The sequence below is a fragment of the Mesorhizobium sp. M0037 genome (assembly GCF_040323635.1).
Lineage (GTDB): Bacteria > Pseudomonadota > Alphaproteobacteria > Rhizobiales > Rhizobiaceae > Mesorhizobium.
On record NZ_JAMYVB010000005.1, the window covers coordinates 199,238 to 213,729 of the forward strand.

The following is a 14,492-nucleotide window of genomic DNA, read 5'->3' on the forward strand; positions in this document are numbered from 1 at the left end:
CTTCATGCATGGCTCAAGCCGCTTTCTTCTCGGCGGAAGCTGTGTTCATCGTGCTTTGCTCGACGGCATCGATCGTCGGCCGCTCATAGGACGAGATGGTCTTGCGGCCGAACTCGATCGCCACCTGCGGCAGAGCGCCGTTCATATAGGCAAGCAGCGTCTGCTTGACGATGATATAGAGGCGATTCTTCTTCTCGCGCACCGTCTTGATCTTGGTGGCAACCGGTCCGACCACCGCATAAGACAGGAAGATGCCGAGGAAGGTTCCGACAAGGGCGGCGCCGATCAGGCCGCCGAGGATTTCGGGCGACTGGTCGAGCGCGCCCATCGCCTTGACCACGCCGAGCACGGCGGCGACGATGCCGAGCGCAGGCAGACCGTCGCCCACCGCCACCAGCGCATGGTAGGCCTTCATCTTGTCGGACTTGATGGTCTGGATTTCCTCGTCCATCAGCGCCTCGATCTCATGCGAGCGGGCATTGCCGATGATGATGATGCGGCAGTAGTCGCAGATGAAATTCGTCAGGTCGTGGTTCTTCAGCACGGTCGGGAACGCCTGGAAGATCGCCGACTCCTCCGGATTGTCGATGTGCGCCTCGACCTCGCTGCGCGACTTCGAGCGCAGTTCGCGCATCAGGCTGTGCAGCACGCCCAGCGTCTCCAGATAGTCGCGTTCTTTCGGTACCGCCTGCTTGAACGCTTCGAGGATACCCCTGCCGGTGTCCTTGACCGTCTTCATCGGGTTGGCGACGAGAAAGGTGCCAAGTGCGGCGCCACAGATGACCACCGCTTCCCAAGGCTGCATCAGCACATGCAGATGGCCGCCCATGGCCATGAAGCCGCCGAGAACACAGCCGAGCGTCACCACAAGTCCGATCAGAATGCCCACGCCAGATCCTTCCGCATCACGTCAGGCCTAACCGATAGCCCCCGTGCCTTGTGTGAGGCTTGAATCATGCAAGGTGAGGCGATTCAGCCTCGCGCAAGCAAGTCCGCATACTCTTGCTTTTGAAGCTGCGACCGGAGGCATGTCGTGTTGAGCACTTTTACCAGCTACCAGCTCATCGCCAGGGACATCCCCAAGGCGATCGACCGCATCGAGGCGGAGCCGATCACCAAGCGCGACACCGACTACTATCTCGCCAACATCGGCAGCGTGAAATCGATCGACGATTTCGTAAAGAACGACCGGCTGTTCAAATATGCCATGAAGGCCTTCGGTCTCGGCGACATGGCTTACGCCAAGGCCTTCATGGTCAAAGCCCTGAAGGAAGGGGTGTCGGATTCCGACAGCTTCGCCAACAAACTGAGCGACAAGCGTTATGCCGAGTTCGTGTCGGCCTTCAATTTCGCCGCCCTGGGCCCTAATGCCACGAGCTACAATTCGGCGCAGCAGGGCGTGACCAACAATTATGGTCTCCAGGTCTCGGTCGGCCCTTCGCAGAACGGCTTCACCTATTACAAGGGCGAAACCTCGTACTACCTGAGCAACATTTCCAACGTAAAATCGATCGACGACCTGATGGGCAACGATCGCCTGCTCACCTATGCGATGGCCGCGTTCGGCCTGGACGCCGACGCCGAGCCGGCTGCGACCGTGCGGGCCATGCTGGAAGGCGGCGTCACCGACCCGAACAGCCCCGCAAACACGTCGACAAACAAGGGCTATGCGGCTTTCGTCGCGGCTTTCGACTTTGCCCAATATGGCGACCAGGCTACGGCGCGCGACGCCGTCCAGCAGGCGGTGCCGAAGGCTGTGATCGGCGGAACCGGACTGTTGCTCGTCAAGCCGACCGCGCAATACATCAAGGGCGAGGCCGACTACTACGCAGCCAACATCTCCAAGGTGAAGTCCATCGAAGACCTGCTGAAGGACAAGCGCCTGCTGACCTTCGCCATGGCTGCCTATGGGCTTGATGCATCGACCCAGACGACGAAGCAGATCCGCACCATGGTCAATGGCGGCGTCACCGATCCGTTGAGTCCCGCCAACCTGTTGACCGACAAGAGCTACGCCAACTTCGTCAGCGCCTTTGATTTTGCCCAGTATGGCGATCAGACGACCACGCGCGACGCGGTGCTGAAGACCACGCCGAAGCTCTACACGACCGAGTCCAGTCTTGGCCTCATCAAGCCGAATGCGGACGCCGTCCAGGCCGAGACCAGCTACTACCTCGCCAACATCACCAAGGTGAAATCCGTCGACGATCTGATGGCCGACAGCCGCCTTTATAAGTATGCTCTGTCCGCCAGCGGGCTCGATCCTGCGACCACCAACAAGGATCTCGTCCGCGATGTCCTTGAGGGTGGTGTCCGCGATCCCGCCAGTGTCGCCAACAAGCTCTCCAACAAGGCCTATGCCAGGCTCGCCACCTCGTTGAATTTCGAGGCCTACGGCGAAGCGGCAACGACCCGCAGCCCGTCGCAGCAGCCGGTGGTCGACAAATACATGCGCCAGACCCTGGAAGAAGACGCCGGCAAGACCAATGAGGGCGTGCGGTTGGCGCTCTATTTCGAGCGCAAGGCCTCGACCATCACCAACTGGTACGACGTGCTGGCCGACACGGCCCTGGCCAGCGTGCTACGCACCGCCATCGGCCTGCCCGATTCCTTCGCTGCCGCAGATATCGACAAGCAGGCGCAGGCCTTCGAGGCAAAGCTCGACCTCACCGATTTCACCGACCCGGCCAAGCTCGAGAAATTCCTCACCCGCTTCACCAGCCTTTGGGAAATCAATCATCCGACCTCGACCGCCCAGACATCGATCGGTGTGCTGTTTGCGCAGCCGACCACCGTCGGCATCTCGACCGATCTGATGATGGCCATGCAGAAACTGAGATTCTGAGAACACCATGCAGGACAGCCTTTACGTCGCCCTTTCCTCGCAGATCGCGCTTGAGCGCCGTCTCGACACCATCGCCGACAATGTCGCCAATGCCTCGACCATCGGCTTTCGCGCCACCGGGGTGAAGTTCGAGGATGTCGTCTCCGGCACAGGTCCCAAGTCCGTGTCCTTCGCGTCCTCCGGCAAGACCTATTTGTCCGGCGCCCATGGCGCGATGACGCAGACCGGCAACCCGTTCGACTTCGCCGTCCAGGGCGATGCCTGGTTCGGCATCGACACTCCGGCCGGCACCGTGATGACGCGCGACGGGCGGTTTTCGATGAACGAGAACGGCGAGCTGATGTCGCTCGAGGGCCATCCGGTGCTGGATGCCGGCGGCGCGCCGATCCAGCTTGACCCGCGCGACGGTCCGCCCAAGGCGGGCGCCGACGGCTCGCTGCGCCAAGGCGACAAGCTTGTCGGCGCCATCGGCCTGTTCAATTTCGACCCCGGTCCGAACTTCGTCCGCTACGGCAATTCTGGCATCGTGCCCGCGCGTGCGCCGGAGCCGGTCACGGACCGTTCCGATCTCGGCGTCGCGCAAGGCTATGTCGAGGAATCCAACGTCAATCCGGTGCTCGAAATGACGCGCCTGATCATGGTCCAGCGCGCCTTCGAGAACACCGCTGCGCTGATGCGCCAGACCGACGCCTCGACCGACGACGCCATCAAGACGCTCGGCTCCAAGTCGTAGCAGCATGTCGAGCAGCAAATCATCGATACGCGCGCTTGAACGGCAACCGGAGACAGCACCGGAAAACCGGCTGGCTGCGCTGGAGCGGATCTGGCGCCGCTTCGATGACACCGAGACGTTGCTGCGGCGCGGCGGCCGTGTTTCGGAGGTTTCGCCAACGCATTACAAGGTGCGCGGCCTGTCTGAAGTCGCCAGGCTTGGCGACCTCGTCGAGCAGCGCGGCAATGCCGGCACGCGCCGCGGCGAGATCGTCAGGATCGGCCGCGACGAAGTCGTCATCGCCCCTTTCGAACGCAGCGCCGACGCCGGCATCGGCGACGCCGTGTTTCGCCGCGGCCCGCTGACGGTAACGCCGCATGCTTCGTGGCGCGGGCGCGCCATCGACGCGCTGACCCGCGTCATCGACGGCGGCCCGCCGCTGATCAGGATCGGCGAGGCTGCGAGCGGCGACGGCACAACGCCCGGCGCCATGGCGCGGCAGCGCGTCGGCACCGCCTTCACGACCGGGGTCAAGGTCATCGACATCTTCACGCCGCTCTGCCTCGGCCAGCGCCTCGGCGTCTTTGCCGGTTCCGGCGTCGGCAAGTCGACGCTGCTCGCCATGCTGGCCGGCGCCGACGCCTTCGACACCGTGGTCGTGGCGCTGATCGGCGAGCGCGGCCGCGAGGTACGCGAATTCCTCGAAGACACGATCGGCGCAGAGAGCATGGCCAAGACGGTCGCCGTCGTCGCTACCAGCGACGAGAGCGCCATGATGCGCCGGCGCGCGCCGGATACCGCCATGCGCGTTGCCGAACATTTTCGCGACCAGGGCCATCGCGTGCTGCTGGTGCTGGATTCGATTACCCGCTTTGCCCATGCGCTGCGCGAGGTAGCGACCGGCACCGGCGAGCCGCCGGTCGCCCGCGGCTATCCCGCTTCGGTTTTCACCGATCTGCCCAAGCTGCTCGAACGCGCTGGCCCGGGCGCTGAAGGCCCCGGTATCAAAGGACAGGGATCAATCACTGCCATCATCTCGGTGCTGGTCGACGGCGACGACCACAACGACCCGGTCGCCGATTCGGTACGCGGCATCCTCGACGGCCATGTCGTGCTCGACCGCGCCATTGCCGAACAGGGCCGCTACCCCCCGGTCAATCCGCTGTCGTCGATCTCGCGCCTCGCCGACAAGGCATGGAGCCCCGAGCAACGCATGCTGGTGACCAGGCTGAAGTCGATGATCTCGCGCTTCGAGGACACGCGCGACATCCGCCTGCTCGGCGCCTATCAGGGCGGCGCCGATGCCGAGCTCGATATTGCCGTGCGCCAGGTGCCGCTGATCTACGAGGCGCTGACGCAGTCGCCCAGGGATCGCGCCTCGAGCGACGCATTCTCCGACCTCGCCCGTCATCTGAAAGGCAAGCAAAGTGTCGATGCAGGAGACTGAGCTTCAGTACACCGAGCGGCTTTTGCGCGAGATGATCGCAGAGGCCAGTGCCGCCGAGGAAGCCCGGGCCAACGAAGCGAGAGCTGTCAGGGCAAAGGCCGATCTCGACAAGGTCGCCAAGGCTGAGGCCATTCTGGCCAGGGCCGGCAGGCCATTCTTGCCCAGGGTAGCCAGCGTAGTCGAGTCCACTGTGCCTCGCTTGGCCGAGCCTGCCTTGCCCAGCGTCGTCAAGCCTGAATTGCCAAGGACCCCTCGCGCCGGCCCCGAAGAAGCTATGGAGACCAGTCGCGACTCGCTTCTCGACGGGCTGTTCCCGGTCACCGAATGGCCGCAACCGCCAAGGCCGCAATATCCCAGGCTCGATAAGAAATCCGACCGCCGCAGCGATATCGTCTTTGCCGCGCTCGGCATCACGCTCGGCCTGATCTGCGCGCTGTTTCCCTGGTATATCTTCTTCAATCAGGACCAGTTCGGCGTGCAGGCGATCAAGTTCGGCGGCAGCGGCACCAATGCAGGGCGGGTCAGCGGCGGTTCGCAGATGGAAAACAGCGGTCAGCCGCTGACGGCAAACGATGTTCCCGATGTCGACCTGTTCGCCACCGGCACGCTGCAGGACCCCGAGGACAAGACCCAGCCTCCCGGCGTCGACGAGCAGCCCTTCCCGGCGGATCCCAAATTTCGCATGGTTCATGTCGCCAATGGCCGCGCCATGATCGAGGACGATGCCGGCCTGTGGATTGTCCAGCGCGGCTCGAAGCTGCCCGACTCCAGCGTCGTCTCGTCGATCGAGCAACGCGGCGGCAAGTGGGTCATGGTCACCAGCACCGACCAGGTGATCGAACTCTCCAAATAGCGGCACACCGGCTTACGCCTAGCCCGCGCAAGGTCCGCGCAAGACTGGCAGCCTAGTCTTGTACGTACCAGCCTGGAGATCCCCATGGAGCCCATCAATCTTTTCGATCTCGCCGCCAAGCAGTCGCAATGGCTGTCGGTGCGCCAGTCGGCCATTGCCGGCAACATCGCCAACGTCAACACGCCGGGCTACACCGCCGGCGATGTCGAGCCGTTCGAGAAGGTGCTCGACCGCACGGCAGTGTCGCTGACCGCCACCCAGGCAGGCCACCTCGGCACTGCCGCCACTAATGCCGGCTTCACGGTCAAGCCAGAAGAGACGACCGGCGCCATCATGCCCTCGAAGAACACGGTGGTGGTCGAGAACGAACTGATGAAGGCCGGCGAGGTCCGCCGCTCGTTTGAACTCAACACCGCGATCGTCAAGGCCTTCCATTCGATGATGATGATGGCGGTGAAGAGCTGACCATGGACGCTTTGACCTCAGCCCTCAAGATCGCCGCGTCCGGCCTCAGCGCCCAGTCTGACCGTTTGCGCGTCGTTTCGGAAAACCTTGCCAACGCGCAGTCGACCGGCAACACCCCGGGCGCCGACCCCTATCGCCGCAAGACCATCAGTTTCGTCTCGGAACTCGATCGTGCCTCGGGTGGCACGACGGTTGAGGTCAACTCCATCGACCGCGACCCCAGCGACTTTCCCGTCGAATTCCAGCCCGGCAACGAGGCCGCCGACGACAAGGGCTACGTCAAGATGCCCAATGTCAACGTGCTGGTCGAGATGGCCGACATGAGCGAAGCCAACCGCTCCTACGAAGCCAACCTTCAGGTCATCAAGCAGGCGCGTGATCTGATCTCCATGACCATCGACCTGATGAGGAACCAGTAATGATCAGCGGCATTGGCGGTATCGGATCGCTTCCCCTCAAGCCGGAGATCGGTGGCGCCGATACCACGACCGACCTGTTCCAGGGCACCAAGGCGCCGATGGCCGGCAGCGAAATCGGCACCACCTTTGCCGAGGCGCTGAGCCAGGCCGCCTCGAAGACCGTCAACACCTTGCAGAATGCCGAGCAGGTGTCGATCCAGGCACTCAGGGGCGACGCCGATACCCGTCAGGTCGTCGACGCCGTCATGAGCGCCCAGCAGGCCCTGCAGACCACGATCGCGATCCGCGACAAGGTCGTCTCCGCCTATCTCGAAATCAGCCGTATGGGCATCTGAGGAGAACTTGCCGTGAAAGCACTCGCCATCGCAGCGACCGGCATGAATGCCCAGCAGACAAATCTGGAAGTCATTGCCAACAACATCGCCAACATCAACACCACCGGCTACAAGCGCGCGCGCGCCGAATTCTCCGACCTGCTCTACCAGGTCGACCGCACGCAGGGCGTGCCCAACCGCTCCAATTCATCGCTTGTGCCGGAAGGCGTGTCGATCGGCCTCGGCGTCAAGACGACGGCGGTGCGCAACGTCCATACGCAGGGCGAACTGACCTCGACCGGCAACAGTTTCGACATGGCGCTGACGGGCCGCGGCTGGTTCCAGATCGAGGGCGGCGACGGCGGCACGCTCTACAGCCGCGCCGGCGCCTTCAATACCAACGCCACCGGCCAGCTGGTGACCGTCGACGGCGCCAATGTCATCCCGGCCATCACCGTGCCGACCGATGCCATCGAAGTTGTCGTCAACAAGACCGGCCAGGTCTTTGCCCGCATCGACGGCCAGACCGACCTCCAGCTGCTGGGCCAGCTGCAGCTCGCCAACTTTGCCAATGAAGCCGGCCTGGCGCCGCTCGGCGAAAATCTGTTCCAGGAGACGCCGGCCTCCGGCCCGGCCAATGTCGGCGTGCCCGGCGATCCCGGCTTCGCCTCAGTCGAGCAGGGTTATCTCGAGGCCTCCAACGTCGATCCGGTCAAGGAAATCACCGAGCTGATCTCGGCGCAGCGCGCCTATGAGATGAACTCCAAGGTCATCCAGGCCGCCGACGACATGGCCTCCGTCGTGTCCAAGAACATCAGGTAAGGTTTGATGGTCTCTCCGGCCTCCCGCTCCGCGCTTTGCCGCACCGCGCTGATGCTCGCGCTGGTAGCCGGCGGTGTGCCGGCGTTTGCGCAGGAAGCGGCAAATCAGGAGACCACCACCCAGGTCGCAAGCAGTCAGGCAACCGGCGAGATCGTGCTGATCCCCAACCGGGTCATCTATCCCGGCGAGATGATCGACACCGGCGCGCTGAAGCCGGTGACGCTGCTCCCCGGCAAGCACAGGCCGGATGCGGTCGCCACGCAGGCCATGGAACTCCAGGGCAAGGTCGCCAAGCGCACGCTGCTGCCCGGCCGCTATATCCCGGTCGCCGCCATCCGCGACGCCTGGCTGGTCGAACAGGGTGCCGCCGTGCAGGTCTATTTCATCGCGGGCGACCTCACCATTTCGGCCACGGCGGTGTCGCTGCAGCCGGGTGCCGCCGGCGATTTGATAAAGGTCCGCAACACAGACAGCGGCAAGATCTTTTCCGGCACGGTGATGGCTGACGGCACCATCCGGGTCAGCGCGTCATGAGACGCGGAGCTGCCCTTCTGCTCGCGGCCGTTGTCGGCCTGCAGCCGGCGCTGGCCGACGGTCTTACGCCGAAGCAAAAGCGCGATCTTGCCGGCCAGAATGGCGGCGCCTTTGTCGATCCCGAATACGATCCGGCCACCACCAACCGCATGTTCAGGGTCTCCAACGGCCCAAGCTCTCTGCCACCCGGCCAGGTCGCATCGCGCATCAAGGACATTGCGCAACTGCAGGCTTCGCGCGACAACCAGCTCGTCGGCTACGGCCTCGTCATCGGCCTCGCCGGATCGGGCGACAGCCTGCGCAATTCGCCCTTCACCGAACAATCGATCCGCGCCATGCTCGAAAATCTTGGCATTGCCACCGAAGGCGGCAGCGCGCGTGCCAAGAACGTCGCCGCCGTCATCGTCACCGCCAACATGCCGCCTTACGTGCAGTCGGGCGCCCGCATCGACATCGACGTCTCCTCGATGGGCGACGCCACATCGCTTGCCGGTGGCACGCTGATAATGACGCCACTGAAGGCGGCCGATGGCGAAATCTATGCTGTCGGGCAAGGCTCGGTCATTGTTTCCGGCTTCACTGCCCAGGGCGATGCCGAAAAGCTGACGCAAGGCGTGCCGACCGCCGGTCGCGTGCCCAACGGCGCCATCGTCGAGCGCACAGTGCGCGCCGAATTCGAGGATCAGGCGCTGCTCACCTTGCAATTGCGCAATCCCGATTTCTCCACTGCCGTCCGCATCGCCGACGCCATCAACGGCTACACCTCGCAACGCTTCGGCACGCGCGTGGCGGCGGAGCGCGATGCACGCACCGTGCAGATCAGGCGGCCGAAGAATGTTTCGGCGGCGCGTTTCTACGCCGAGATCGAGAATTTGGTGGTCGAGACAGACACGCCGGCACGCGTCGTCATAGACGAACGCACCGGCACCATCGTCATCGGCAACGAGGTCAAGATCTCGCGGGTGGCGATCAGCCACGGCACGCTCACCGTGCGGATCACCGAGCAGCCGAAGATCGTCCAGCCCGAACCGTTCTCCAAGGGCGTGACAGCGGAGGAACCGTTCACCACCATCGACGCCACGCGGCCTGACGCCCGCGTCAATGTGCTCGACGGACCGAACCTCGAAACGCTGGTGTCGGGCCTCAACCGTCTCGGCGTCAAGCCGGACGGCATCATTGCCATTTTGCAAGGCATCAAGTCGGCCGGCGCTTTGCAGGCCGATCTGGTTCTCCAATAGGCCATGCCGATGATCGATTTCTTTTCCCAAAAGCAGCACCGCCGCAGCGCAGCCTTGGCAGCTTGCGTCATCGCCGCCACCGTCCTTGCCGGCGGCACTGTCCGCGCGGAAGAAGCGGTGCGGCAGGTTCTGCCTGGCGGGCAACAGCCGGCGGCAGTGCAGCAGCTGGTCCGCGAGAAGGTGCCCGATGAAAGCGAGATCCAGCGCTTCTGCTCCAACATCGCCGACGCCGCCCGCGACCGCCGTTACGCGCTGCAGGCCGAAGAGCTGAAGCAGCTGCAGGCCGGCATCGACCTGCGCATGAAGGCGCTGGACGACAAGCGCGCCGAATACGAGCAATGGCTGAAACGGCGTGAAGTCTTCCTGGCCCGCGCCGAGGATGGCGTCGTCAAGATCTATGCCGGCATGAAACCGGATGCCGCGGCCGAGCGCCTGGCCATGGTCAACGCCGATCTCGCCGCCGCCATCCTGATGAAACTCGATTCGCGCAAGGCCGGCGTCATTCTCAACGAGATGGACCAGAAGGCAGCGGCCACACTCACCGGCATCATGGCCAGCGCGGCCCGAAGGGTAGATCCGTCATGAAGTCGCATATTCTCGCCCTGGTCGCCACGGCTTCACTTGCCGGCTGCGCCTCCGACCCCAGGGAGATCGGCAGGGAGCCGGCGCTGTCGCCGGTCGGCACCGGCATTACCGGCAGCGTCAATGCGCCCTACTCCTATCCCGAAACGCCAGCCGCGCCGGTGAAGAAATTCTCGCTGTGGGACGACCGCCAGAGCCGGCTGTTCACCGACCCGCGCGCGCTGCGCGACGGCGACATCCTGACCGTCAGGATCAAGCTCAACGACAAGGCCAACTTCAAGAACCAGAACGATCGCAGCCGCACCGCCGGGCGCAAGCTCGGCTATGACGTCAACCTCGGATGGGAAGGTGCCACCACCAGCGGCAAGGGCGACGCGGGGCTGAGCTCCACCACCGAAACCAATGCGGACGGCGAAATCAAGCGCTCGGAGAACCTCGAGCTCAACGTCGCCGCCGTCGTCACCGAAGTCCTGCCCAACGGCAATCTGATGATCCGGGGCTCACAGGAGGTGCGCGTCAATTACGAGCTCAGGGTGCTGACCATCGCCGGCATGGTGCGTCCATCCGATATCGGCGCTGAAAACACCATCTCTTATGAACGCATCGCCGAGGCGCGCATCTCCTATGGCGGCCGCGGCCGCGTCAGCGAAATCCAGCAGCCCGCTTACGGTCAGCAGATCCTCGACCAAGTCCTCCCCTTTTAGGACTGGAGAACGGCGCCGTGGCAAATGTCGAACAGGTTCAGCAAAAAAAGGGCCCGTCGCTTGTCATCCAGCTTGCGATGCTGCTGGCGGTGACGGGCGCCGCGATCGGCATGGGCTGGATGTCCGGCGGCTATCTGAAGGGCGTCGGGGGACCGGTGCCTGTGCCCGCCGCACCGGAGAACCAGTCCAATGGCGAGCAACCGAGCAAGGCGGCCGAACATGCTCCCGGCACCGGGCCGACGCTTGTCCAGCTGGCGCCGATCACCACCAATCTGGCTTCGCCTGCTGACACCTGGATAAGGCTGGAAGCGTCGGTGGTCTACGATGCGCCGCAGCCGCCGGAACTTACCGAAAGCATTCACCAGGACCTGCTTGCCATGGTCCGCACCCTGAAGATGCATCAGATCGAAGGCGCCAGCGGCTACCAGCATTTGAAAGCCGACCTCGAGGAGCGCGCCGCAATCCGCAGCGGTGGCCATGCCAAACAGGTTCTGATCAGGACATTGCTGCTCGAATGAGAAAACTCGTCCTCGCCGCCGCGATCGTCGTCGCCGCCACCTCTGTCGCCGCCGCCCAGCAGCTCGATCTCGGCGGCATCGGCAAGGCCGACGGCGCCACCGTCGGCTATATCATCCAGATGTTCGGTCTGCTCACCGTGCTGTCGGTGGCGCCGGGCCTGTTGATCATGGTGACGAGCTTCACCCGCTTCGTCATCGCCTTCTCGATCCTGCGCGCCGGCATCGGCCTGCAGTCGACGCCGGCCAATCTGATCCTGATCTCGCTGTCGCTGTTCATGACCTTCTACGTCATGGCGCCGACCTTCGACCAGGCCTGGAACACCGGCGTCAAGCCGCTGATGGACAACCAGATCAGCCAGACCGAGGCGTTCGAAAAGATTTCGGACCCGTTCCGCACCTTCATGCTGCACAATGTCCGCGACAAGGACTTCGACCTGTTCGCCGATCTCGCCCGCGAACGCGGCCAGGTCGTTGCCAGGGACACCGTCGACCTGCGCATCCTGGTGCCGGCCTTCATGATCTCCGAAATCCGCCGCGGCTTCGAGATCGGCTTCCTGATCGTGCTGCCGTTCCTCGTCATCGACCTGATCGTCGCCACCATCACCATGGCCATGGGCATGATGATGCTGCCGCCGACCGTCGTTTCGCTGCCCTTCAAGATCCTGTTCTTCGTCCTCATCGACGGCTGGAACCTGCTTGTCGGCAGCCTGGTGCGCTCCTTCACCTGACCGTCCGCGCGCCCTTGCGCCTTGCTAAAATTTTATGCAATATATTTCCGGTTAACCGTCCCGTTTAGCCCTTTGGTAGGGACTTGCCCGCATATTGCTCGCAGATGGCGGGTGATCGGGTTTCACGATCATTGGCATGATGCCGCTCCGTCATACCGGAAAAGCCGGTATGTCAAAAACACCCTGTAAAAATCAAGGTACGAGTAGCCATGTCCAGTATCATGACGAACGCCTCGGCGCTGACCGCGCTGCAGAGCCTGAACAACACCAACAAATCCCTCGAGCAGACGCAGGCCCGCATCTCGACCGGCTATCGCGTTGCCACCGCTTCCGACAACGCTGCTTACTGGTCGATCGCGACCTCGATGAAGTCCGACAATAAGGCCAACTCGGCCGTGCAGGACGCCCTCGGCCTCGGCGCCGGCAAGGTCGACACCGCCTACACCGCAATCAACGACGTCAAGGACCAGGTCGACCTGATCAAGACCAAGCTGGTCACGGCCCGCAGCGCCTCGAAGGAAGATCAGCAGAAGATCGCGACCGAAATCAACGCCATCCAGGCGCAGATCAAGTCCTCGGTCGCCAACGCCAACTTCGCCGGCTCGAACCTGCTGCAGAACGACGCTGCCGCTGCGTCCGACCTGAAGATCGTTGCGGCTTACAACCGTACCGGCGCGACCGTCACCATCGACACCATCGACGTCAAGGCAGCCGATACGCAGGTTCTCGATGTCGCCGGCACGGGCGGCATCGTCGGCGGCCTGCTCGCCGCTGCCTTCTTCGACCCGAGCACCACGGCGGTTACCCCCGCCGCCATCGACACCGCGCTCGGCACTGTTGAAACCGCGCTTGCCAAGCTGTCCACCGGCGCTGCCTCGCTCGGCGCTGCCAAGTCGCGCATTGACACCCAGAAGAGCTTCCTGTCGAACCTGTCGGACTCGATCGACAAGGGCGTCGGCGCTCTGGTCGACGCCGACATGAACAAGGAATCGACCCGTCTGCAGGCCCTCCAGGTCCAGCAGCAGCTCGGCATCCAGGCGCTGTCGATCGCCAACGGCAACTCGCAGTCGATCCTGTCGCTCTTCCGCGGCTGATCTCTCGACATTACGACTGACACCATCCGTCGGGCCGCGCCAACAGCGCGGCCCGATTTCTTTTTGCGGCTGTTGATTTTCTTGCTAAATGGCTGCCGATTTTTGCTCTTGGCCAGCGCCCTGAATGGCTTGGTTTAACAGGCCGTTAACCATATCCCGGTAGTCATGGTTAACCATTCCATGGCGGGCAGACCATACGGTCGATGGGCTTATGCCTACCCCCTTGATGAAGTTGATCCGGCGCGTTCGGGACACGCCAGTGTTTGAAAAGGGGTAAATATCTTGGCTAGCATCATGACGAACGCTTCGGCTCTGACCGCGCTGCAGAGCCTGAACAACACCAACAAGCAGCTTGAAACCACCCAGTCACGCATTTCGACCGGCTACCGCGTCGCCACCGCCAGCGACAACGCCGCCTACTGGTCGATCGCCACCACGATGAAGTCCGACAACAAGGCGCTTTCGGCCGTTCAGGACGCGCTTGGCCTCGGCGCCGGCAAGGTCGACACCGCCTACACCGCCATCACCGACATCAAGGACCAGGTCGACCTGATCAAGGCCAAGCTGGTCACTGCACGCAGCGCCAGCAAGGACGACCAGCAGAAGATCGCCACTGAGATCAAGGCTATCCAGGACCAGATCAAGTCGTCGGTCACCAACGCCTCCTATGCCGGCTCGAACCTGCTGCAGAACGACGCTGCTGCGACCTCCGACCTGAAGATCGTCGCGTCCTATAACCGCACCGGCACGACCGTCGCCATCGACACCATCGACGTCAAGGCGGCCGACACGCAGGTCCTCGATCTTCCCGGCACCGGCGGCATCGTCGGCGCTCTGCTGGCGACGACCTTCTTCGATCCCAGCACAACCCAGGTCCTTCCGGCAGCCATCGACACCGCACTTGGCGCCGTTGAAACGGCGCTTGCCAAGCTGTCCACGGGCGCTGCCTATCTCGGCGCCGCCAAGTCGCGCATCGATACCCAGAAGAGCTTCCTGTCGAACCTGTCGGACTCGATCGACAAGGGCGTCGGCGCGCTGGTCGACGCCGACATGAACAAGGAATCGACGCGGCTGCAGGCCCTACAGGTCCAGCAGCAGCTCGGCATCCAGTCGCTGTCGATCGCCAACGGCAACTCGCAGTCGATCCTGGCGCTGTTCAAGCAGTAAGCCTGACCCGGCTTTCTCTTCCTTGAATAGGCCGCGCCAACAGCGCGGCC

Annotated in this window: 17 protein-coding genes; 16 read left to right on the forward strand and 1 reads right to left on the reverse strand. The window is 63.4% G+C overall.

All coding sequences use genetic code 11. The features are described from left to right. Nucleotides 1–13: 13 nt before the first annotated feature. Nucleotides 14–889 (reverse strand): flagellar motor stator protein MotA, encoded by an 876-nt coding sequence (gene motA / locus NKJ78_RS10940; RefSeq protein WP_023671751.1) that lies wholly within the window; start codon nucleotides 887–889, stop codon nucleotides 14–16. A 144-nt stretch (nucleotides 890–1,033) separates the two neighbouring features. Between motA and NKJ78_RS10945 the strand changes: the two genes are divergently transcribed. The 16 genes from NKJ78_RS10945 to NKJ78_RS11020 all read left to right on the forward strand — a co-directional run bounded on the left by NKJ78_RS10945 (nucleotide 1,034) and on the right by NKJ78_RS11020 (nucleotide 14,442). Continuing rightward, nucleotides 1,034–2,845, forward strand: a complete 1,812-nt coding sequence (locus tag NKJ78_RS10945; RefSeq protein WP_023737682.1) for a DUF1217 domain-containing protein — start codon at nucleotides 1,034–1,036, stop codon at nucleotides 2,843–2,845. 7 nt (nucleotides 2,846–2,852) lie between these two features. Then, complete coding sequence (flgF, locus tag NKJ78_RS10950) at nucleotides 2,853–3,578, forward strand: flagellar basal-body rod protein FlgF (protein ID WP_023691721.1); 726 nt, start codon at nucleotides 2,853–2,855, stop codon at nucleotides 3,576–3,578. 4 nt (nucleotides 3,579–3,582) lie between these two features. Continuing rightward, nucleotides 3,583–5,004 carry a flagellar protein export ATPase FliI gene (fliI, locus tag NKJ78_RS10955; protein WP_023710976.1) on the forward strand — a complete coding sequence of 474 codons (1,422 nt, stop codon included), beginning with the start codon at nucleotides 3,583–3,585 and terminating at the stop codon, nucleotides 5,002–5,004. Then, on the forward strand, nucleotides 4,985–5,857 hold the full coding sequence (locus NKJ78_RS10960) for a hypothetical protein (RefSeq protein ID WP_023737681.1): 873 nt from the start codon (nucleotides 4,985–4,987) through the stop codon (nucleotides 5,855–5,857). Before fliI ends, NKJ78_RS10960 begins: the two co-directional genes overlap by 20 nt. 84 nt (nucleotides 5,858–5,941) lie before the next feature. After that, complete coding sequence (flgB, locus tag NKJ78_RS10965; protein WP_023691724.1) at nucleotides 5,942–6,322, forward strand: flagellar basal body rod protein FlgB; 381 nt, start codon at nucleotides 5,942–5,944, stop codon at nucleotides 6,320–6,322. Between the two features lie 2 nt (nucleotides 6,323–6,324). Continuing rightward, a complete protein-coding gene (gene flgC / locus NKJ78_RS10970; RefSeq protein WP_023686341.1) occupies nucleotides 6,325–6,741 on the forward strand; it encodes a flagellar basal body rod protein FlgC in 417 nt (138 codons plus the stop codon). Then, on the forward strand, nucleotides 6,741–7,076 hold the full coding sequence (gene fliE, locus NKJ78_RS10975; RefSeq protein WP_023737680.1) for a flagellar hook-basal body complex protein FliE: 336 nt from the start codon (nucleotides 6,741–6,743) through the stop codon (nucleotides 7,074–7,076). The genes flgC and fliE overlap by 1 nt, the downstream gene beginning before the upstream one ends. Nucleotides 7,077–7,088: 12 nt before the next feature. After that, nucleotides 7,089–7,877, forward strand: coding sequence for a flagellar basal-body rod protein FlgG (flgG, locus tag NKJ78_RS10980; RefSeq protein ID WP_023737679.1), 789 nt, complete (start codon nucleotides 7,089–7,091; stop codon nucleotides 7,875–7,877). 6 nt (nucleotides 7,878–7,883) lie between these two features. Further along, nucleotides 7,884–8,411: a flagellar basal body P-ring formation chaperone FlgA gene (gene flgA, locus NKJ78_RS10985; RefSeq protein WP_023737678.1), complete on the forward strand. Its 528-nt coding sequence runs from the start codon at nucleotides 7,884–7,886 to the stop codon at nucleotides 8,409–8,411. After that, nucleotides 8,408–9,649, forward strand: a complete 1,242-nt coding sequence (locus NKJ78_RS10990) for a flagellar basal body P-ring protein FlgI (protein ID WP_023749089.1) — start codon at nucleotides 8,408–8,410, stop codon at nucleotides 9,647–9,649. The genes flgA and NKJ78_RS10990 overlap by 4 nt, the downstream gene beginning before the upstream one ends. 3 nt (nucleotides 9,650–9,652) lie before the next feature. After that, the gene (locus tag NKJ78_RS10995) at nucleotides 9,653–10,234 is read left to right on the forward strand and encodes a MotE family protein (RefSeq protein WP_027049841.1); all 582 of its coding nucleotides are present in this window, start codon (nucleotides 9,653–9,655) and stop codon (nucleotides 10,232–10,234) included. Then, entirely contained in the window at nucleotides 10,231–10,935 is a 705-nt protein-coding gene (gene flgH / locus NKJ78_RS11000) for a flagellar basal body L-ring protein FlgH (protein ID WP_023691727.1), read from the forward strand. The genes NKJ78_RS10995 and flgH overlap by 4 nt, the downstream gene beginning before the upstream one ends. A gap of 17 nt (nucleotides 10,936–10,952) precedes the next feature. After that, the gene (locus NKJ78_RS11005; protein ID WP_023735023.1) at nucleotides 10,953–11,453 is read left to right on the forward strand and encodes a flagellar basal body-associated FliL family protein; all 501 of its coding nucleotides are present in this window, start codon (nucleotides 10,953–10,955) and stop codon (nucleotides 11,451–11,453) included. Continuing rightward, on the forward strand, nucleotides 11,450–12,181 hold the full coding sequence (gene fliP, locus NKJ78_RS11010) for a flagellar type III secretion system pore protein FliP (RefSeq protein ID WP_023710973.1): 732 nt from the start codon (nucleotides 11,450–11,452) through the stop codon (nucleotides 12,179–12,181). The genes NKJ78_RS11005 and fliP overlap by 4 nt, the downstream gene beginning before the upstream one ends. A 209-nt stretch (nucleotides 12,182–12,390) precedes the next feature. After that, nucleotides 12,391–13,275: a flagellin N-terminal helical domain-containing protein gene (locus tag NKJ78_RS11015; protein ID WP_023683303.1), complete on the forward strand. Its 885-nt coding sequence runs from the start codon at nucleotides 12,391–12,393 to the stop codon at nucleotides 13,273–13,275. Nucleotides 13,276–13,557: 282 nt separating this feature from the next. Beyond that, entirely contained in the window at nucleotides 13,558–14,442 is an 885-nt protein-coding gene (locus NKJ78_RS11020; RefSeq protein ID WP_023683302.1) for a flagellin N-terminal helical domain-containing protein, read from the forward strand. The last annotated feature ends 50 nt before the right edge of the window (nucleotides 14,443–14,492 follow it).

What these genes read in the sequence shown, in the direction of transcription:
- flgF (WP_023691721.1), top strand. Translation starts at nt 2,853, where the DNA reads ATGCAGGACAGCCTTTACGTCGCCCTTTCCTCGCAGATCGCGCTTGAG.
- fliI (WP_023710976.1), top strand. Translation starts at nt 3,583, where the DNA reads ATGTCGAGCAGCAAATCATCGATACGCGCGCTTGAACGGCAACCGGAG.
- flgB (WP_023691724.1), top strand. Translation starts at nt 5,942, where the DNA reads ATGGAGCCCATCAATCTTTTCGATCTCGCCGCCAAGCAGTCGCAATGG.
- flgC (WP_023686341.1), top strand. Translation starts at nt 6,325, where the DNA reads ATGGACGCTTTGACCTCAGCCCTCAAGATCGCCGCGTCCGGCCTCAGC.
- fliE (WP_023737680.1), top strand. Translation starts at nt 6,741, where the DNA reads ATGATCAGCGGCATTGGCGGTATCGGATCGCTTCCCCTCAAGCCGGAG.
- flgA (WP_023737678.1), top strand. Translation starts at nt 7,884, where the DNA reads ATGGTCTCTCCGGCCTCCCGCTCCGCGCTTTGCCGCACCGCGCTGATG.
- NKJ78_RS10990 (WP_023749089.1), top strand. Translation starts at nt 8,408, where the DNA reads ATGAGACGCGGAGCTGCCCTTCTGCTCGCGGCCGTTGTCGGCCTGCAG.
- NKJ78_RS10995 (WP_027049841.1), top strand. Translation starts at nt 9,653, where the DNA reads ATGCCGATGATCGATTTCTTTTCCCAAAAGCAGCACCGCCGCAGCGCA.
- flgH (WP_023691727.1), top strand. Translation starts at nt 10,231, where the DNA reads ATGAAGTCGCATATTCTCGCCCTGGTCGCCACGGCTTCACTTGCCGGC.
- fliP (WP_023710973.1), top strand. Translation starts at nt 11,450, where the DNA reads ATGAGAAAACTCGTCCTCGCCGCCGCGATCGTCGTCGCCGCCACCTCT.
- NKJ78_RS11015 (WP_023683303.1), top strand. Translation starts at nt 12,391, where the DNA reads ATGTCCAGTATCATGACGAACGCCTCGGCGCTGACCGCGCTGCAGAGC.